The organism is Martelella alba (genome assembly GCF_005217455.1).
Classification (GTDB): Bacteria; Pseudomonadota; Gammaproteobacteria; order Enterobacterales; family Enterobacteriaceae; genus Acerihabitans.
This window is the reverse complement of record NZ_SZPQ01000062.1, coordinates 1-17852: the sequence shown is the minus strand read 5'-3', so window position 1 is coordinate 17852 and position 17852 is coordinate 1. Positions and strand designations below refer to the sequence as shown.

The following is a 17852-nucleotide window of genomic DNA, read 5'->3' as shown; positions in this document are numbered from 1 at the left end:
TTCTCTGCCCCGGCCGGTACTGTCAATCCTACGCAGGGAACCACTGACGCCAATGGTCAGGTATCTGTCAGTCTGGTGAGCACCACTGTCGGCGCTGCGACGCTGGTTTCAACCCTGGCAGATGGCACGACTGCCAGCGTAAACAACCTGGCATTTGTAGCTGTGCCGGCACCCGTTGTTGACCCCGCCACTACCGCTCAGCCGACACCGGCGCAGGAAGCAAAAACCGGCGTTGCCGATTTCGAAGCCGCATACAAATTTGTTGTGGCCGGTATCGAGCAGCTCGGTGCCGGAGCTGAAGACGAACTGAAGGCCCTGGCGAAGAAATACCTGTAATCATAACGGTCCAGCCTTACGAATCTCGAAAGGAAAATATATGTCGGTACGAGCAAAATTCCGCTGCCACTTCATCCAAAAGGGTGACGGGCATCACGTTGTCCATCTGTCGCCGGTTACTGAACTCGGCGCCGATGAAAACGCCAGTTGGTCCAAATGGACGCCCAGCGGCCAGATCAGTATGCATATTACCAATCCCGCCGCCTACGGGCAGTTCGAGCAGGGCAAGGATTATTATGTGGATTTTAATCCGGCCGATTAATTGTTTGCATTACAGAGCGCCCCTGTAGGACGCTCGATAATGCCTTTTAGGGATAATGTTTTGAAATTGTCTCTCTTAAATAATCTTCGGTCATCCCGGTTTTAGCAGCTAATGTGGCTAAAAAAGTATCAAAATCTATGTCCCCAACTGGTTCGTCTATTTCGTTCCCTGACGTATCAGTAATTGAAGCAATATAAGCACCATCTTGCAGTTGAAAACATATAGAGATTTCTTCATATTTTATTATGAAATCATTCATTTGAACTCCTTTTATGATTGCAATTTGCCTTCATTGTAACAACCTCTAAACGTAGTAGTTAATGATGGAAACAAAATAAAGTTCTAAATTCAGCGACCGCCTTCTCAAAATTTCCAGAGTCAATATTTTCAAAAACCAGGATATTCCAAATGAACGTTGTGATAGATGGCATCCAGTATGCGCCGGTTGGAAATCTGTCACATCAAATCGGTATTGCTGTGACGACCCATAATAGACCTGACTTACTCCGCAAGTCACTCGGACAACATCTGAAATTTTTGCCCACCGGCGCTTATGTTGTGGTGGTTGATGATGGTTCAATACCGCCGGCAATTGAGCTTGAAGGCGTTCACCTCATCCGTCATGATAAATCGCTGGGTATCGTTGCGTCGAAAAACGCCAGCCTGGCTGCGTTGATGGATGCAGGCTGTGAACACCTGTTTTTGTGGGATGACGATGCGTACCCGATAGCCGATAACTGGCATTTGCCGTACATCGAATCACCGGAACCGCATCTGGCCTATCAATTCCTCGATCTCGCCGGTCCGCGCAAACTGCACGATATCGCCAAACTTTATGGTGATGACCGGCATGTGGCGTACACCGGGCAGCGTGGCGTCATGCTGTATTACCATCGCAGCGCTATCGAGAAAGTGGGCGGGTTTGATTCTGTCTATGGTCTCGGGATGTACGAGCATAGCGATCTGGCGCTACGCATCCATAACGCCGGCCTAACAACATGGGCATTCGCGGACGTTGTCGGCTCAGACAAACTTATCTACTCCTTGGATGAACACGAGCAGGTTACCCGCTCAGTCCCTCAATCGAACCGCGAGGAACTGGTTAAACGCAACGTCAAAATCCACAATGAGCGGCGCGACACCGGTTATACCGGATGGGCGGAATATCGGCGGCAACGCAATGCAGTAATCACTACGTTATTGACCAGCCAACCCGACCCGCAGCGCAATACTAAACTGAAGCCAACCCCGGATCTGCTGAGCAAATGGGCAGCCTCTGTACGTGGTGCAGACGCCATCATCCTGGCGGATGAACTGACAGCGTCGCCCGCCGGCGCATTAATCCATATGGTTCCGGATGTCCGCATGAACGTCTATTTCCGCCGCTGGCTACACATCTACCAATATCTCCGCGAGTATCACGAATACCAACGGGTCTGGTGTACCGATGGGACTGATGTCGAAATGCTCCGGGAACCTTGGCAGGAAATGCAGCCGAGTAAAATCTATGTCGGCTCCGAACCGAAAACCTATGCTGATGCCTGGGCGCTCGAGAAACATCCGGAACGCGTTTATCAGCAATTCATCGAACAACATCGTTACGAGGCCATGCTCAATGCCGGTTTGCTCGGCGGTAACCGTGAAGACGTTATGGCGGTCGCGCATGGCATAGTCCGGCTTTATTACCGCATTGAGAGTATGCGTTTCTGGAAAACAGAGCAGGCAGGCGCAGCAGTGGGCGATATGTTGGCGTTCGGTATCGTGGCAAAGACATTTGGTGACCGCATTGTAACCGGACCGCGAGTACATACCGTTTTCAAATCTGACGGGATCGGTAAGGAGTTCGCCTGGTGGCAACACAAATAAAATTCATTGTTGTGGGCCATCATGCCCGCCGTGCGATGGCCTCCAATCTGGCCTGGTCGCTAGGCGAGAATTGCACCCTGCTGATAGACGAAATAGACAGCGGGGCAAACGCTAATCACCGCCGTGCCCTTGAATGGGCCGCTGAGCAGGATTGCCGCGTGGTAGTGTTGGAAGATGATGCCATTCCTGTTGATGGGTTTCAGGTGCTGGTCAGCGACTGGCTAGCGCGTTTCCCTGATTCCCTTTGTTCTTTCTATCTCGGCACCGGCCGACCGCCGCAATACCAAATGCAAATAGCCGAACGCCTGATAGCCGCCGACAAGGCAAGAGCCGACTACATTACGCTGCCGCGGTTGATTCATGGCGTCTGTTATAGCGTTCCACCGCAGCATTTAGACCGAGTGTTATCACGTTGGAACACCACCAAAGCAGCGGATTACGCCATCGGTGATGCCTACGGATGCCGGATAGTCTATCCCTGCTATTCGTTGGTTGACCATGCTGATGGTCAGCCGGTCGAGCGACATTCGGATGCAGCTCCGAGAACAGAACGGCGGCGCGCATGGAGGCTGGCATGAATAAAGAGCCACGCGTCTATGGCAGCAGATGGGAGAAAGCCAGAATTTCTTACTTGCGCTCGCATCCGCTATGCGTCATGTGCCAACAGCAAGGGCGAGCAGTCCCGGCCACCGTAGTCGATCACATCAAACCGCATCGCTTAAAGGATGCCATAGCGTCCGGTGATAAACAGATGATATCAATAGCTCAGAAGCTCTTCTGGGACCAGGACAATTGGCAATCCCTCTGCAAGCAGCATCACGATTCGACCAAGCAGCGCATGGAGAAAAGCGGCCTCGTGCCAGGCTGCGACGAGAATGGCTTTCCGCTCGACCCTAATAGCCATTGGCATAAATGAGAATTGATATCATTTGAGGGGGCGGGTTAAAAGTTCTGAAGAATGTCGCCTGGAGACCCAGCAGCCTCCTTTGTGTGCACAACCGCGAAATGAAAACTTTTTTTTGGGAGGTTTTTCATGGCTGGACGCCGACCGAAACCGACCCATCTGAAGGTGGTAACCGGCAATCCAGGGAAGCGAAAGCTTAACGATAAAGAGCCAGCGCCACCGCGTGAGATCCCCAGCCCTCCTTCACATCTCACTGATTGGGGGAAGGCGGCATGGGGACGCATGACGCTGCTGCTTGATCAAATGGGCATCTTGACTGTTGCCGATACTCTGGCACTTGAACGGTTATGCGATTTGTATGCGGAAATCCTTCGGTTACGCCAACAGATCGACGTTGAGGGGAACACCTACACAACCAAAACGCAGATGGGTGATTTTCTCATTAAAGGTCACCCCGCAGTTGCTCAATTAGCGGATGCTGATCGGCGCTTTAAATCCTATTTGATTGAATTTGGCCTGACTCCGGCCGCACGCACCAAGGTAAAAGTAGATGGTGGAGAAAAAGAAGAGGACCCGCTCAATCAGTTCTTCGGCTGATCCCGCTACGCAATACGCCCTGGATGTTAATGCCGGCAAAATCATTGCAGGGCCGGATATTCGCGCTTCCTGCGCCCGACACCTGAGGGACCTGGAACAGGGGCCGGCTCGTGGGTTGGTATGGGACGTCGAGTCCGCAAATCGCGCAATAGACTTTTTTGCCAAGGTGTTAAAGCTCAATGGCGGGGAGCACGAAGGCAAGCCTTTCATTCTTCTGCCCTGGCAATGCTTCATTGTTGGTTCGCTGTTTGGCTGGAAAGGGGCGGACGGTACCCGGCGTTTTCGCATGAGTTATACCGAATCCGGCAAAGGCTCCGGCAAGTCGCCATTAGCCGGCGGCATCGGACTGTATTTGCTGGTGGCGGATAAGGAGCCACGGGCAGAAGTCTATGCGGCGGCGACGAAAAAAGACCAGGCCATGATCCTGTTTCGCGATGCCGTGACAATGGTCGAGCAATCACCGGCGCTGGATCAGCGAATTTTGAAGTCGGGCGGCCCCGGCAACGTCTGGAATCTGGCCTTTCTGCAAACCGGCTCATTTTTCAAGCCTATCAGCTCTGATGATGGTCAGTCGGGGCCGCGCCCGCACGGCGCGTTGATTGACGAGGTCCACGAACACAAATCCAACCAGGTCGTGGAAATGATGCGAGCCGGTACGAAAGGCCGGCGGCAGGCACTATTGTTCCTCATCACCAACAGCGGGCACGACAAAACCAGCGTTTGCTACGAATATCACGAGTATGGACGCAAGGTGGCTGCCGGTGATTTGGAGGATGACAGCTTCTTCAGCTTTATCTGTTCACTGGATGAGAACGACGATCCATTTAAAGACGAATCTTGCTGGCCGAAAGCTAACCCGTCATTGGGTCACACTTTCACAGAAAAATATCTTCGCGAGCAAGTCACCCAGGCCCGCGGCATGCCTTCGAAAGAAAGCATTGTTCGCCGTCTTAATTTTTGCCAGTGGGTGGATGCCGCCGACCCTTGGATCAATAGCGATACCTGGATGGACTGTGAAAGGAGCGTTGATCTCGAAGCGCTGCGAGGCGAGGAATGTTTCGCCGGGCTTGACCTGTCTGGCTCTCGTGACCTGACGGCGCTGGCGCTCTATTTTCCGAGCAAAAAGGTGCTACATGTCGAATTTTGGACGCCAAAGGATACCATGCTGGACCGCGCTAAGACCGACCACGTCCCTTATGACAGTTGGGTGCGTGATGGTTATGTGCACGCGACCCCGGGCAAGGCCGTGAATTATGGCTTCGTTGCCGTCCGTATCGGTGAATTGGCGGCCAAGTTCAATATTCGCTGCATCGCGTTTGACCAATATCGCATCAAATATCTGGAACCAGAGTTGGTAAATGAGTCGGTGAGTGTGGAGTTGGTGCCGCACGGCCAGGGCTATTTCAAGGCTCAGGGGTCAAATTTGTGGATGCCTCGGTCAATAGAATTGTTTGAAGAAAAGCTGAACAGTAAAGCGTTGTTTATCTTACATAATCCATGCCTTCGTTGGAATGCGGCGTCCGCGGTTCTGGAGGCAGACCAAAAAGATAACCGTATATTCGCCAAAAAGAAAAGCACCGGCCGTATCGATGGTGTGGTGGCCGCTGCGATGGCCATTGGCGCATCTGAGGATGCGGAATTGGATGATTCTGGCGATATTGAAGACTTTTTCAGCAATCCAATCATAGTGTGAGTCACGATGAACAAAGAGAAAAAGCCTAGCCGGATAAAAAGTGCACTTCGTCGATGGCTGGGAATACCCATTTCGCTGACGGATGGTGATTTTTTGGCCGCTTATTATGGCACTGAAACCGCATCGGGAAAGTCGGTCACAGTGGATAAGGCCTTGCAACTCTCTGCTGTATGGTCATGCGTCCGGCTTCTGTCAGAAACAATTGCTACCTTGCCTGTCGGTTTTTATGAAAAAACTGAAGATGGTCGCCAGACAGCTACTGATCATCCTCTTTATGAACTGCTGCACAACCAACCCAATGCTGATATGACTGCGGTGGAATTCTGGGAAATGATCATGGCAAGTCTGCTGCTGTGGGGAAACGCTTACGCGGAAATTGACCGCACCGGCAAACGTATTACAGCCCTGACTCCGTTACGGCCTGAGCGCATGAAAGTTGACCTGAGTAACAATGGTGACCCCATTTACACCTACCGAGAATGGCCTGGCGGAGGTTTAAGAAATATCAGTGAACGCGACATTATGCATGTTCGTGCATTCAGTACTAATGGCGTGATGGGACTATCACCAGTCAGTTATGCCCGTCAGACGCTGGGGCTCGCAATGGCGACTGATGAGGCCAGCGCAAAAGTATTTAAAAACGGCATGCGTCCCAGCGGTGTTCTGTCGATGGATCAAATTCTCAAAAAAGAACAACGGACCGAGGTGCGTGAAAGTCTGGTTGAACAATTTGCCGGCTCAATGAATACCGGGAAAATGATGGTTCTCGAAGCCGGGATGAAATTCCAGCCTGTAACCATGAATCCGGAAGACGCCCAAATGCTACAGACCCGGGCATTCAATATCGAAGAGATCTGCCGATGGTTCCGTGTTTGGCCCGGTCTCATTGGTCACAACGCACAAGGCCAAACGATGTGGGGAAGCGGAGTTGAGCAGATGCTCATTGGATTTCTGACGTTCTCCCTTCGCCCTTGGTTGACACGCATTGAGCAAGCGGTACGAAAGAATTTACTGATGCCGGGCGAGAGGAATCGGTATTTCGCCGAGTTTTCGATTGAAGGTCTTCTTCGTGCTGACAGTGCTGCCCGCGCCGCATTTTATTCCACCATGACCCAGAACGGCGTTATGACCCGTAATGAAGCTCGGCATAAAGAAAATCTGTCGCCACAACCGGGGGGCGACCAGCTTACTGTACAGTCCAACCTGCTGCCACTTGATCAACTTGGAAAGACGGCAGACAGCGAATCAGCCAAAAATGCCTTACGGGAATGGTTAGGCATCAAATCAGAGGAGACGCCGGCATGTTCCGGAAAAACGCAGCCATGAAGGTAAAGGCATTCGATTTCGACATAAAGGCTGTCAGCGATGACGGCCTTTTTTCTGGGTACGGTTCTGTATTCGATGTGGTGGATAGCTATAACGAAGTGGTGGCACCTGGCGCTTTTTTAGACAGCATTGCCGAGGCCCGCACAAATGGACGTACATTCCCCGTATTGTGGCAACACCAGACCGCAGAGCCCATTGGTAATTGGGATATTAATACCCTAAAGGAAGATGATCGCGGCTTGTTTGGCGAGGGCGCATTGTGGATGGACGACGCCCCTTATGCGAAAACGGCCTGGAGAGGTATGAAAACCCGTGCCGTGACTGGGCTTTCAATAGGTTACTACGTCCGGGAATCCAATTATGATGAAAAGACCCGTATCCGGACGCTGACAAAACTGGATTTGGTTGAAATATCCATTGTTACCGTACCCGCCAATGATGAAGCCAGGATTGATGTCGTTAAATCGAAATTAGCCCATGGCGAACTTCCCTCTCTATCTGAATTTGAGAAGCTCCTGCGCGAGGCAGGCTTTTCGAAAACGCAATCCGCAGCGATCGCCTGCCGCGGATTGTCGCACCTGCTTGACCGGAGTGAGTCCGGGGGCGAAGACGGCGAAGAAAAAGCGGCTATTGCGGCTATGAGCCAGCAACTCAGCCAGTTTTCCCTCCCTAAAATTCTGTAAGGAAATCATATGTACCAGAAAAAATCGGCCGAAGGTCAGCCGCAGGGTATTACCGAAATCTCCGCACAGCTTAATACCGTTATGGATCAGGTTAAAAACTTCGGTGAAGATATCAAGAAAAAGATGGAATCAGGTGAAACCGTCACGCTTGAGCTAAAGCAGCGTACGGACGAAAGCCTGACCCAGCTTGGCGAGCTTAAAGAACGACTGACCGAACTGGAACAAAAAAGCGCCCGTCGCCCGAACGAAGCGCCTGCGCAAAAAAAATCACTGGGTCAGTTGGTGATTGAAAGCGAAGAGTACAAAGGGATGGATAGTTCCGCACGTAAAAGCATTCGCGTGAAGTTGGAACAAAAGGACATCATGAATGTGCCCGTCACTACTGGCGAGGGCGTCAGCTCGACCAACAGCCTTGTGGTATCCGACCGCGTACAGGGAATTGTGGCACCGCCTGAACGTACGCTGACGATCCGCAATCTGCTCATCCCTGGTACCACGTCCTCCAACAGTATCGAATTCGTTCAGGAGAAAGGATTCACGAACAATGCCAATACTGTGGCGGAAGGTGCGTTGAAACCTAAATCCGATATCACTTTTGAATTGAAAAGTGCGCCAGTCCGTACGATCGCGCATTACTTCAAAGCATCCCGCCAGATTCTGGATGATGCGCCCGGGCTGGCCAGCTACATTGACGGTCGCGCGCAGTACGGTCTTCGTTTCAAGGAAGAGCAGCAGTTGCTGAGTGGTGACGGTACCGGTGCCAATATCCTGGGGATATTGCCGCAGGCAACGGAATTCACGCCGGCGCTTTCGCTGGCAAATGCTACCCCCATCGACCGCCTGCGCCTGGCTGTGCTACAGGCAGTACTGGCGGAATATCCGGCATCGGGTTTCGTTCTCAACCCGATAGACTGGGCGGGTATTGAACTGACCAAGGATAACGAAGGGCGGTATATCATCGCGCAGCCTGTAAACGGCGGCATTCCCCGTATTTGGGGCCTCCCGGTGGTTGAAACGCAGGCCATGGCACAGAAAACCTTCCTTACCGGGGCGTTTAATATGGCCGCGCAAATCTTTGACCGTATGGATATTGAAGTGCTGCTTTCCACCGAGAACGAAGATGACTTTATAAGAAATATGGTCACCATTCGAGCTGAAGAGCGGCTAGCAATGGCGGTCTATCGTCCCGAGGCATTTGTGACCGGATCGGTTACAGAATCAGGCTCATAACAGATCTGTATTGGCCGAAAGCCCTCACGGAAAGGAAACCGTGAGGGCTTTTTATGGTGATGATTATGAAAACGATGAAGAAACAAAGAATTAATGACGCGGCTACAATCGCCGAGGCTGTAGAGATTATTCAAGAAGAGCCGGCTACAACCGGCGGGGTCTCTATTCAACCACTGCGCAGATTTAATGATGGTAACGTGTTACGAAGCCCCCAAGACAAGCCTTTCACCGTATCTCGCTTGCGTGCAGCCGAACTGGTCGCCAACGGACTTGTAGTGGTAATAGAGAACATCCCCGGAAATAGAATGAGGTGCCCGCCTGAGACAAAGGGGTGATTATGTTGACTGCTGATAAGGTAAAAGAGCATTGCAATATTGAGTCGGAATTTACCGAGGATGATGCGTGGATAGATGCACGCATTAAGGCGGCGGCGCAATATGTCGAAAATTATACTGACCGCAAACTCTATGATGATGCGACGTCGGCAGATTATCTTGCTGACCCAACCCTTTTACTCTGTGACGAAAGTATCGAAACCGCCATGTTGCTGCTGGTTGGGCATTGGTACACAAATCGCGAAGCGGTGATCATTGGGACGAATAATGCCAGTTCACCGCTGGATTTCGGAGTCAACGCGCTGCTTCAACCTTACCGAAGGTATGGCGTATGAAAGCCGGTCGAATGCGCTACCGAGTCACGCTGCAAAAACCCGCATCCGGACGCTTACCATCCGGTCAACCGGCTACAGGGTGGATTGATGCGGGATCGGTTCGGGCCGATATTACCGATATTTCTGGCCGTGAGTTAATGGACTCAGGCGCCGATCTAAGCGGGACCACGGCCCGAATCTGGATCCGTCGTTATAAAACCATACCGGTAACGACGGGGTGGCGACTGGTCCATGAACCGCCGACCGGTAACGGCGAGGTTTACGATATTAAGTCGGCTATCACTGCCGAGAACGGAACGCGGCTGGAATTACTGTGCGAAAAGGGGGTGAAGCCGTGATTGAAACCCATCTGGATTTTTCCGGGCTTCTGGATATTTCCCGCGATCTGGAATTACTCAGCAAAGCGGAAAACCGCAAAGTGATTCGAGACGCGACCCGAGCGGCGGCCACCGTTTTTAAGGATGAGGCGGTACGGCGGGCCCCGGAGCGCACCGGTAAACTGAAGCGGAATATCGTGGTGCTGACGCAGCGGGATAAGGACGGCAGTATCGTTTCCGGCGTGCACGTGCGCGGGACCAATCCGCAAACCGGAAACAGTGACAACAAGATGAAAACCGGCGCACGTAATAATGCGTTTTACTGGCGATTTGTCGAACTGGGCACGTCCAAAATGCCACCCGTTCCGTTTATTCGGCCAGCCTACGATGCTAAAACGGAAGAAGCCGCCGCCGCGGCATTCAAAGCGGCCAATGCTGGCATTGACCAGGCGCTGACAAAATGACCGAAGCCGATATCTATAGTGTTCTGGGAGGATTGGCCGGCGGCCAGGTCTATCCCTACGTTGCACCGCTTAATCCTCAAGGGGATGCAGCGATATCCCCGCCCTGGGTGGTTTTCTCGCTGATTTCCGAGGTTGATAGCGATGTAATGTGTGGACAGGCGGAGGGTTTTATCACTCTCCAGGTAGACGTTTACGCACAGTCTATTGATGATGCGTCAGCTATCCGTTCTCAGGCCCTACTGGCCTTAACTCCCCTTAAACCCACAAACATCAATCGAACAGGCGGCTACGAGCCCGACACGGGGTTATACCGTGCCACGCTTGAGGCGCAAATCTGGCAATAAATCCCTACATCGTCCGCCGTAAGGCGGTTTTTTTTTGGAGAAACCCATGTCTGCACTTTATGAAAAAACGCAGGGTACAATGATTGCTATTTCGGCCGATCCGGCCACTGCTGCCACCGTCGATACAGCCACGTTTTTGAACCTTGAATGCTCGCTGAAGGAAATCAGCTTCACTGCGGGGCAAAAGTCGGATATTGATGCGACAACCCTTTGCTCGACCGAAACGGAAAACATTAACGGCCTGCCGGCGCCGGCGGAAATTTCGCTATCCGGTAACTTTTATCGCAATGACGCCCAGGACGCCCTGCGTACTGCCTACGATAATGACGACACCTATGCCTTTAAGGTTGTCTTCCCGTCCGGCAATGGTTTTCAGTTCATTGCCGAAGTACGCCAACATACCTGGTCAGTGTCCACGTCCGGCGTGGTGGCCGCAACGTTCTCATTACGCCTGAAAGGCAAGCCGACCAATATCAACGCGGTAGAGCAGACCTCTTAACTTACTGGATGAATCATGGCAAAAAAAATATTGTCGCTGCGGGACCAGGTCCTGGCCCCGCTAGCGGGATTTCGCACAAAAACCGTTCAGGTGCCTGAATGGAATGGGGTATACGTTAAGATCCGTGAGCCGTCCGGCCACGCTTGGGCGCAATGGCGGTCCATTCTCACCCCTGAAGCTGCGGAGGGCGAAGAATCACCTAAACTCACCGAATCCCAGCAAGCCCACCGCAATATCAGTGCTGATGTGGTTCTTTTCATAGACGTTCTGCTTGATGAGAACGACGAGCCTGTTTTCTCTCATGATGATGTGGATTTGGTCCAAAGTGTCTACGGCCCGGTACATGCGCGATTACTCAAGCAGGCGCTGGATTTGACCCTGGCCCAGGATGACGCCGGAAAAAAGTCAGTGACCCCCTGACGTTTTTCATGATGGCGTTGGCGCTTCGGTTGGGGCGGACCCTGGGAGAATTAAACCGGTCACTTTCGGCCAGCGAATTGAAAATGTGGATCGAGTTTGACCGCCGCAGCCCGATTGGAGATGTTCGGGGTGATATCCAGTCTGCACAGATCACCGCGGCAGTCTATAATTCACAAGGCATCAGGACCACCTTGCAGGACGCCGTCTTGCGCTGGGGTGAGTCAGATCAGATAGACGACGCTGGTGATGCCGGCGCACTTGAGGGTTTTCTCAAAAAACTTGCGGAGTGAAATTAAATTTCTTTCCATTGAAGTTGAAGCCGATTAGGATGAACAAAAACTATACCAATGGGGAAAATGATGATAAAAATATTAGTTTTTTTATGTGTTGGGTTATTTTCTTTTTCAACTTTGAGCAGAGAATTAACTCAAGAAGAAAGGAAAGCGGTGGAAAACACAATTAGGAATGAAATGAAGGACCCGGATTCCGCCAAATTTTATCACTGGGATTTTCCTTACCCCGACAAGTCTTCTATTTATTGCGGACTTGTGAACGGAAAAAATTCTTACGGCGCTTATGCAGGAAAGCAGTTGTTTGTAACGTTTGTTGTAAAAAATAATGAAGGGGAAATAGTGGCCCTATCTTTTGATATAAACGAAAGTACGGGAGAGCCAGTTAATCCTGATGCTATTTCTTCTCTATGTGCATCAGGAGGGTATGACATTCCTGTAAAAAAAATGTTTTATGATGATATCAATAAAGAGCGCAAAAAGAGAGGAATTCCAAACCTTAGCCGAATATATATCCGAGAGTGATTTACGAATAAATCATAAGCGTTCTGATAAACCGGCAAATGCCGGTTTTTTGTTATTTGGGGTAATTAAATGGCGACGCTGCGCGAACTGATCATTAAAATTTCGGCTAACTCCAGTTCGTTCCAGACTGAAATTGCCCGCGCCAGCCGCATGGGGTCTGATTATTACAAGACGATGCAGAACGGCGGACGGCAGGCAGCGGCCGCAACAAGGGAAAGCCAAAGGGCATTAAGCGAATTAAATTCGCAACTCGCCTCTGTGAAATCGACCGCGGCAGGTATGGCCGGCGCGTTTGCCGGCGCGTTTGCAGTCAATGAACTGATCGGTTATGCCGATACCTGGAATCAGTTAAGTGGGCGTCTGAAGCTGGCGTCCACCTCTTCGGATGATTTTGCCACCGCCCAGCGGTCACTGATGGACATCAGTCAGCGCACCGGCACATCCATCCAGGCAAACACCAATCTTTACGCCCGTATTGCGCAATCCATGCGTGACGCGGGTTTTGCTTCTTCTGATGTGGCTAAGGTCACCGAAACGGTGGCGACATCGCTGAAACTGTCCGGCGCCAGCACGGAAGAAGCCAGCTCCGTCATAACGCAGTTAAGCCAGGCGATCGGCTCCGGCGTTCTGCGCGGCGAAGAATTCAACGCGATCATGGAAAACGGCGGTCGGTTAGCCAAACTGCTGGCGGCCGGGCTCAATACCACGATTGGCGGCCTGCGCAACATGGCCAATAACGGCCAATTGACGACTGATAAAATCATCCCGTTACTTACTAATGTCGATCAGTTGCGGCAGGAATTTGACACGCTGCCGGCGTCGATCAGCGGCTCTGCGCAGAAAGTAGAGAATTCATTTATTGCCTGGGTCGGGGCGGCCAACAACTCCGTTGGCGCGTCGTCTGCCCTGGCCGGTGTGCTCGACGGGCTGGCAAAAAATATCGATACGGTGGCCGATGCTGCCGGCGCGCTGGTGGCGATTGGCGCAGCGCGGTATTTCGGCAACATGGCCAGTAGCGTAGGGGCATCAACTTCAAAACTCATCGATAATTATCGTTCACAAGTAAGTAACGCAAATGCACAGCTTTACGCCGCCACGCAAGCACAGCGTAAAGCCGTGGCGGATGCTGGTGCGGCGGCGTCTGCGTATAATCTGGCGCTGGCGGAGGCCAATGTCGCCAAAGGCTCGAATGCCTCAATGCTGGCGACGCAAAATCTGATTGAAAAGCGCACCGCAATGATTGCCGCCAATGCCGCGCTGGTGCAATCAAACCGCGCTGTGACAGCCTCGGAAACCAGCCTCAACAACCTGACATCGTTTACCAGCCGGTTAGGTGTCGGCGTTTCCGGGCTGCTGTCGCTGGTGGGCGGTATTCCCGGGTTGGTGCTGCTTGGCGCTGGTGCCTGGTACACAATGTATCAGCAGCAGGAACAAGCGAAGCAATCCGCTCTGGAATACGCCAAATCGCTGGACGACATCAAAACCAAATTGGCCGGCATGTCATTGTCCGGCGTGGCCGACAGCGCTGACAAACTCAGAACGGCATTGAAGGCGCAGTCCGACCAACTTGAAGACCAGCAAGAGAAAGTCAATAACCTGCGAAGCGCCATCGCGTTTTATCAAAAACAACTTCAAAACCCATCGCCGGGCGTCAATACCACGGATTTGCAATCGGGTATTGACAGCATGATGGATAAGCTGGCGGTAGAGGAAGATCGGCTGCGCCAAATTCGCGCCGATCATGATAAAACCCTGGCCGCGCTTAATCAGACTGAGCAGCAGCGCATTGATCTGGTGCGCCAGCAGGCAGCCAACGATAATCAGCTCTATCAGTCCACAATAATGATGAACGGGGCCTACTCGGAATTCAATCGGCTGATGACACTCGGTAATAATCTCATCCGCCAACGTGGACAACTCGGACCAGGGCAATACCAAGGGCCTGTTGTTTCAACGGCCAATGCCACTCCGCAACAGTCAACAGCTGTTGAGAAAGCACGCCGGGATAATGAGCTCGCTAGCCTTTCTGGATTGGCGAAACTGCATCAGCAATACGTTTATGAAGCGCAGGATCTCAAATTAACGGGGGCGTTATACACCCAGTACATCTACAACAAAGACCAGGCCGCAGCGAAAGATGCCGGGTCCGCGCAGGCAAAAAAGGACGAAACCAAAGCCACCGAGGAGCAAAATAAAGCGACCAGGGAGGCCGCCGCGCAGACTGAGCAGTATAATCGCAAAATGGACGATTTGAGCGTGGCTATCGAGGTTCAAAAAGTCCGGGCGACGGAAGGCGAAAAGGCGGCAGATCTCTATGCCGCTTCGCACCAGGCCGGCACGAAATGGACCGATGAAGAGCGAAAATCAATACAGGCATCGGCCACTGAATTGGCTAAATGGACGCAGGCTGCAGACGAAAACGTCCGCAAGCAGCATCAGCAAGCCGATGCCCTGAAGGATTTGAGTGACGCCGGCCGAAAATATGCCGATGATGCCCAAAAAATTACCGACACTAGAGGGATGAGTGAGCGGGATAAAGAGTTTTTTGAAGAACAACAGCAGATTCAAAGGCTATTCGACAAAACGGACGGTGGCACAAAAGCTATTGCCGCCAGATCAGCCGCATTGGATGAGTTAAAGAAAAAGCAAGAGGCGTTAATTCTGGCGGCTTCTGACTGGCAGTCGGGTATCAGTAAGGGCCTTGCGGACTGGGAGGATGAGGCATCAGATTATGCCACCCAGGCAGCGGAAGCGACAAAAAGCGCCATGTCAGGGATGGTAACCAATATCACTGACATGCTTAACGGCAATAAAGCGAGCTGGAAAGACTGGGCCGCCACGGTTTTGAAATCCATCGAAACCATTCTGGTTAATGCCGCGATAGTCAATGGATTAAAATCTCTGGGAAGTTCCCTTTCGGGTTCTGGTGGCATTTTGGGGTCTATCGGTAGCTTTTTAAGCAGCGCGTCCGCCAATGCTAAAGGCGGCGCCTATGACTCTCCCAGCCTGAGCGCCTATAGCAATAGCATTGTGGCATCGCCCACCTATTTCGCGTTTGCTAACGGCGCGGGACTGATGGGGGAGGCGGGCCCGGAAGCGATTATGCCGCTTACCCGGGCGCCGGACGGATCGTTAGGAGTTCGGGCTGTGAGCGCCATCGGCGCGTCGGGCGCCACCAGCGCGCCGCAGGTATACATCAACATCGATAGTAGTGGCAACACCACCACTCAAAGCACCGACGGTTATCAGCAGTTTGGCAGTGACGTTGGGGCTTTTGTCGATCAGCGATACCGAGCAATGCGCGATCGTGACCTGGCCCAGGGTGGTGCAATCAGCCGAGCCATTAAGGGGGGGAGATGATCCACACGTTTAAATTCTCGCCCCGCGTCAGCCCCACCGGCGATTTAACCCCCACAGTCCGGGAAACCCAACTCGGTGATGGCTATACCCAACGGTCCGGCGACGGTATCAACAGCGAAGCCCAGAGTTGGGCGCTGACGTTTGTCGGCAATTGGGATTATGTCTCACCCATCGTTCAGTTTCTTCGCGATCATAAGGGCTATATCGCATTCCAATGGCGCAATCCGCTGTTTGAAATGGGCCTGTATTGTTGCAAGCAGTATCAGGTAACCCCGCTGGGCAATAACAATTTTTCCCTTACCGCAACGTTCATCACCGCGTATCACCCATAAGGCAAACCATGGCGATTACAGCTGATCTCCAAAAGCTGGAACCGGGCAGCAAGGTCACGCTGTTCGAAGTGGACGGCACGGCCTTTGACGGTCCCCAGCTCTATTTTCATAACCACGCTATCCCCTTTACTGAAGCGGAGCTGGAGGCGGCCGGCGGTAATCCCGACGCATTACTGGCCAAATCCATCTGGTGGCAGGGCATAGAGTACAAACCCTGGCCGACGCAGGTTACCGGGCTGGAAGTGACCAGCGACGGCAGCGCACCAACGCCGACACTGGCCGTGGGGAATATTGACGGTACCATATCATCGCTGTGCCTGGCCTATCAGAACCTGGTGCAGGCGGCCGTCAGGATTCACACCACGTTCGCCCATTACCTCGACGCCCGAAATTTCCCCGACGGCAACGCCAACGCCGATCCGGAGCAGGAAAAAATCGAGGTCTGGTATATCGACAGCAAAACCAGCGAGGACAATGAACAAATCCAGTTCGCGCTGTCGAGTCCGGCCGACCTGCAGGGCATCATGATCCCCACCCGGCAAATCCACAGCCTTTGCACCTGGGCAATCCGCAACCGGTACCGCGGACCGGAATGCGGTTATACCGGCATGGCGTATTTCGATATCGACGATAACCCGGTGGATGACCCGAGCCAGGACGTGTGCGGCGGCCTAATGAGTTCCTGCAAATGCCGGTTCGGTGATGGCAATCAGTTGCCGTTCGGCGGGTTTCCGGGGTCAGCATTGCTGAAGAGGTAATATGCGTCAACACATCGTCAAAAAACTGCTGGCGCACGCCGCCGAGACCTACCCGGCGGAGTGTTGCGGGTTGGTGGTGCAGAACGGTCGCCGACAATCGTACATCCCGTGTCGGAATACAGCCCCGGATACCGGCGAACAATTTCGCATAGACCCGGCCGAATATGCCGCAGCCGAAGACACCGGGACAATCGTTGCGATCGCTCACAGTCACCCGGATGCCACCACGCAGCCGTCACAGCTCGACCTGGCGCAGTGTGACCTGTCACAGGTGCCTTGGCTCATCGCGAGCTGGCCGGAGGGCGATGTTCGGGAGATTATGCCGATCGAGGGAATTAAGCCGCTGGAGGGCCGACCATTTGTGCATGGCATCTGGGACTGTTACGCCATCGTTCGGGACTGGTACCGGCTGGAGCGCGGCATCGAACTGCCTGATTTTGACCGGACAGACGGGTGGTGGAACCGCGGCGAAAATCTGTATATGCGGCATTATGCCGAAGCGGGCTTTATCCCGGCCAGTGGCGAGCTACAGACCGGGGACGTCATCATTATGCAGATACGGGCAACCGAGCCAAATCACGCAGGCGTTTACCTGGGGGATGGGCTCATGCTGCACCACATGTATGGCCAACTGAGCCACCGGGTACCGTACGGCGGGTACTGGCGGGAGCGGACAACTATCATTCTACAATATCACGAATATAAAGCATTACAGGATAGCTATGAATAATCTAATGACAATTCGATTATACGGCGTGCTGGGTATTACGTTTGGCCGAGTCCATAAATTGGCTGTAAACAGTCCGCAGGAAGCAATAAAGGCCCTGTCGGTGGTTGTTCCCGGTTTTGAGAAGTTCATGATAAATTCCCAAGCCAAAGGCTTGACCTTTGCTGTATTTAAAGGGAAACGTAATATTAATAAAGAAGAGCTTGTGCTATCTGGAGTTAATGAAGATATTCGCATCGCTCCAATCAT

The 17852-nt window shown here is 52.6% G+C and carries 25 protein-coding genes; 24 read left to right on the top strand and 1 reads right to left on the bottom strand.

The window, feature by feature from the left end:
• Both FCN80_RS24060 and FCN80_RS24055 read left to right on the top strand, forming a co-directional pair.
• A partial coding sequence (locus FCN80_RS24060; RefSeq protein ID WP_230492912.1) for an Ig-like domain-containing protein occupies positions 1 to 336 on the top strand: 336 nt, incomplete at its 5' end.
• Positions 337 to 376: 40 nt separating this feature from the next.
• Entirely contained in the window at positions 377 to 598 is a 222-nt protein-coding gene (locus tag FCN80_RS24055) for a hypothetical protein (RefSeq protein ID WP_136992860.1), read from the top strand.
• A 46-nt stretch (positions 599 to 644) separates the two neighbouring features.
• On the opposite strand, the gene FCN80_RS24050 is transcribed toward FCN80_RS24055, so the two are convergent.
• On the bottom strand, positions 645 to 857 hold the full coding sequence (locus FCN80_RS24050) for a hypothetical protein (RefSeq protein WP_136992859.1): 213 nt from the start codon (positions 855 to 857) through the stop codon (positions 645 to 647).
• A 149-nt stretch (positions 858 to 1006) separates the two neighbouring features.
• On the opposite strand from FCN80_RS24050, the gene FCN80_RS24045 reads away from it, so the two are divergent.
• The 22 genes from FCN80_RS24045 to FCN80_RS23940 all read left to right on the top strand — a co-directional run.
• Positions 1007 to 2464 carry a glycosyltransferase family 2 protein gene (locus tag FCN80_RS24045; protein ID WP_136992858.1) on the top strand — a complete coding sequence of 486 codons (1458 nt, stop codon included), beginning with the start codon at positions 1007 to 1009 and terminating at the stop codon, positions 2462 to 2464.
• Entirely contained in the window at positions 2449 to 3042 is a 594-nt protein-coding gene (locus tag FCN80_RS24040; RefSeq protein WP_230492911.1) for a hypothetical protein, read from the top strand. The genes FCN80_RS24045 and FCN80_RS24040 overlap by 16 nt, the downstream gene beginning before the upstream one ends.
• Entirely contained in the window at positions 3039 to 3380 is a 342-nt protein-coding gene (locus FCN80_RS24035; protein WP_136992856.1) for an HNH endonuclease, read from the top strand. The genes FCN80_RS24040 and FCN80_RS24035 overlap by 4 nt, the downstream gene beginning before the upstream one ends.
• 117 nt (positions 3381 to 3497) lie before the next feature.
• Entirely contained in the window at positions 3498 to 3965 is a 468-nt protein-coding gene (locus FCN80_RS24030; protein ID WP_136992855.1) for a phage terminase small subunit P27 family, read from the top strand.
• Entirely contained in the window at positions 3919 to 5658 is a 1740-nt protein-coding gene (locus tag FCN80_RS24025) for a terminase large subunit (RefSeq protein ID WP_136992854.1), read from the top strand. The genes FCN80_RS24030 and FCN80_RS24025 overlap by 47 nt, the downstream gene beginning before the upstream one ends.
• A 6-nt stretch (positions 5659 to 5664) precedes the next feature.
• On the top strand, positions 5665 to 6984 hold the full coding sequence (locus tag FCN80_RS24020; RefSeq protein ID WP_136992853.1) for a phage portal protein: 1320 nt from the start codon (positions 5665 to 5667) through the stop codon (positions 6982 to 6984).
• Positions 6960 to 7667: an HK97 family phage prohead protease gene (locus tag FCN80_RS24015; RefSeq protein WP_136992852.1), complete on the top strand. Its 708-nt coding sequence runs from the start codon at positions 6960 to 6962 to the stop codon at positions 7665 to 7667. Before FCN80_RS24020 ends, FCN80_RS24015 begins: the two co-directional genes overlap by 25 nt.
• A gap of 9 nt (positions 7668 to 7676) precedes the next feature.
• The gene (locus tag FCN80_RS24010) at positions 7677 to 8897 is read left to right on the top strand and encodes a phage major capsid protein (protein WP_136992851.1); all 1221 of its coding nucleotides are present in this window, start codon (positions 7677 to 7679) and stop codon (positions 8895 to 8897) included.
• Between the two features lie 65 nt (positions 8898 to 8962).
• A complete protein-coding gene (locus tag FCN80_RS24005; protein WP_136992850.1) occupies positions 8963 to 9232 on the top strand; it encodes a hypothetical protein in 270 nt (89 codons plus the stop codon).
• A gap of 2 nt (positions 9233 to 9234) precedes the next feature.
• A complete protein-coding gene (locus FCN80_RS24000; RefSeq protein WP_136992849.1) occupies positions 9235 to 9567 on the top strand; it encodes a head-tail connector protein in 333 nt (110 codons plus the stop codon).
• A complete protein-coding gene (locus FCN80_RS23995) occupies positions 9564 to 9905 on the top strand; it encodes a phage head closure protein (protein ID WP_136992848.1) in 342 nt (113 codons plus the stop codon). The genes FCN80_RS24000 and FCN80_RS23995 overlap by 4 nt, the downstream gene beginning before the upstream one ends.
• A complete protein-coding gene (locus FCN80_RS23990) occupies positions 9902 to 10348 on the top strand; it encodes an HK97-gp10 family putative phage morphogenesis protein (RefSeq protein ID WP_136992847.1) in 447 nt (148 codons plus the stop codon). Before FCN80_RS23995 ends, FCN80_RS23990 begins: the two co-directional genes overlap by 4 nt.
• Positions 10345 to 10692 (top strand): tail completion protein gp17, encoded by a 348-nt coding sequence (gp17, locus tag FCN80_RS23985; protein WP_136992846.1) that lies wholly within the window; start codon positions 10345 to 10347, stop codon positions 10690 to 10692. Before FCN80_RS23990 ends, gp17 begins: the two co-directional genes overlap by 4 nt.
• A 34-nt stretch (positions 10693 to 10726) precedes the next feature.
• Positions 10727 to 11191: a phage tail protein gene (locus tag FCN80_RS23980; RefSeq protein WP_230492910.1), complete on the top strand. Its 465-nt coding sequence runs from the start codon at positions 10727 to 10729 to the stop codon at positions 11189 to 11191.
• Positions 11192 to 11206: 15 nt separating this feature from the next.
• Positions 11207 to 11611: a phage tail assembly chaperone gene (locus FCN80_RS23975; protein WP_136992845.1), complete on the top strand. Its 405-nt coding sequence runs from the start codon at positions 11207 to 11209 to the stop codon at positions 11609 to 11611.
• 8 nt (positions 11612 to 11619) lie between these two features.
• Complete coding sequence (locus FCN80_RS23970) at positions 11620 to 11901, top strand: phage tail assembly protein T (protein ID WP_230492909.1); 282 nt, start codon at positions 11620 to 11622, stop codon at positions 11899 to 11901.
• Between the two features lie 66 nt (positions 11902 to 11967).
• Entirely contained in the window at positions 11968 to 12426 is a 459-nt protein-coding gene (locus FCN80_RS23965) for a hypothetical protein (protein WP_170975511.1), read from the top strand.
• Between the two features lie 69 nt (positions 12427 to 12495).
• A complete protein-coding gene (locus FCN80_RS23960) occupies positions 12496 to 15786 on the top strand; it encodes a phage tail tape measure protein (protein ID WP_136992843.1) in 3291 nt (1096 codons plus the stop codon).
• Complete coding sequence (locus FCN80_RS23955) at positions 15783 to 16118, top strand: phage tail protein (RefSeq protein ID WP_136992842.1); 336 nt, start codon at positions 15783 to 15785, stop codon at positions 16116 to 16118. The genes FCN80_RS23960 and FCN80_RS23955 overlap by 4 nt, the downstream gene beginning before the upstream one ends.
• An 8-nt stretch (positions 16119 to 16126) precedes the next feature.
• Complete coding sequence (locus FCN80_RS23950) at positions 16127 to 16876, top strand: phage minor tail protein L (protein ID WP_136992841.1); 750 nt, start codon at positions 16127 to 16129, stop codon at positions 16874 to 16876.
• 1 nt (position 16877) lies between these two features.
• Entirely contained in the window at positions 16878 to 17606 is a 729-nt protein-coding gene (locus tag FCN80_RS23945) for a C40 family peptidase (protein WP_136992840.1), read from the top strand.
• On the top strand, positions 17599 to 17852 hold a 254-nt coding region (locus FCN80_RS23940), incomplete at its 3' end, for a tail assembly protein (RefSeq protein WP_136992839.1). The genes FCN80_RS23945 and FCN80_RS23940, both read left to right, overlap by 8 nt.

Excerpts from the sequence above, each read along its gene's own strand:
- FCN80_RS24055 (WP_136992860.1), top strand. The coding sequence starts at position 377 with ATGTCGGTACGAGCAAAATTCCGCTGCCACTTCATCCAAAAGGGTGAC.
- FCN80_RS24050 (WP_136992859.1), bottom strand. The coding sequence starts at position 857 with ATGAATGATTTCATAATAAAATATGAAGAAATCTCTATATGTTTTCAA.
- FCN80_RS24045 (WP_136992858.1), top strand. The coding sequence starts at position 1,007 with ATGAACGTTGTGATAGATGGCATCCAGTATGCGCCGGTTGGAAATCTG.
- FCN80_RS24035 (WP_136992856.1), top strand. The coding sequence starts at position 3,039 with ATGAATAAAGAGCCACGCGTCTATGGCAGCAGATGGGAGAAAGCCAGA.
- FCN80_RS24030 (WP_136992855.1), top strand. The coding sequence starts at position 3,498 with ATGGCTGGACGCCGACCGAAACCGACCCATCTGAAGGTGGTAACCGGC.
- FCN80_RS24025 (WP_136992854.1), top strand. The coding sequence starts at position 3,919 with ATGGTGGAGAAAAAGAAGAGGACCCGCTCAATCAGTTCTTCGGCTGAT.
- FCN80_RS24020 (WP_136992853.1), top strand. The coding sequence starts at position 5,665 with ATGAACAAAGAGAAAAAGCCTAGCCGGATAAAAAGTGCACTTCGTCGA.
- FCN80_RS24015 (WP_136992852.1), top strand. The coding sequence starts at position 6,960 with ATGTTCCGGAAAAACGCAGCCATGAAGGTAAAGGCATTCGATTTCGAC.
- FCN80_RS24010 (WP_136992851.1), top strand. The coding sequence starts at position 7,677 with ATGTACCAGAAAAAATCGGCCGAAGGTCAGCCGCAGGGTATTACCGAA.
- FCN80_RS24005 (WP_136992850.1), top strand. The coding sequence starts at position 8,963 with ATGAAAACGATGAAGAAACAAAGAATTAATGACGCGGCTACAATCGCC.
- FCN80_RS24000 (WP_136992849.1), top strand. The coding sequence starts at position 9,235 with ATGTTGACTGCTGATAAGGTAAAAGAGCATTGCAATATTGAGTCGGAA.
- FCN80_RS23995 (WP_136992848.1), top strand. The coding sequence starts at position 9,564 with ATGAAAGCCGGTCGAATGCGCTACCGAGTCACGCTGCAAAAACCCGCA.
- gp17 (WP_136992846.1), top strand. The coding sequence starts at position 10,345 with ATGACCGAAGCCGATATCTATAGTGTTCTGGGAGGATTGGCCGGCGGC.
- FCN80_RS23975 (WP_136992845.1), top strand. The coding sequence starts at position 11,207 with ATGGCAAAAAAAATATTGTCGCTGCGGGACCAGGTCCTGGCCCCGCTA.
- FCN80_RS23970 (WP_230492909.1), top strand. The coding sequence starts at position 11,620 with ATGATGGCGTTGGCGCTTCGGTTGGGGCGGACCCTGGGAGAATTAAAC.
- FCN80_RS23965 (WP_170975511.1), top strand. The coding sequence starts at position 11,968 with ATGATGATAAAAATATTAGTTTTTTTATGTGTTGGGTTATTTTCTTTT.
- FCN80_RS23960 (WP_136992843.1), top strand. The coding sequence starts at position 12,496 with ATGGCGACGCTGCGCGAACTGATCATTAAAATTTCGGCTAACTCCAGT.
- FCN80_RS23955 (WP_136992842.1), top strand. The coding sequence starts at position 15,783 with ATGATCCACACGTTTAAATTCTCGCCCCGCGTCAGCCCCACCGGCGAT.
- FCN80_RS23950 (WP_136992841.1), top strand. The coding sequence starts at position 16,127 with ATGGCGATTACAGCTGATCTCCAAAAGCTGGAACCGGGCAGCAAGGTC.
- FCN80_RS23945 (WP_136992840.1), top strand. The coding sequence starts at position 16,878 with ATGCGTCAACACATCGTCAAAAAACTGCTGGCGCACGCCGCCGAGACC.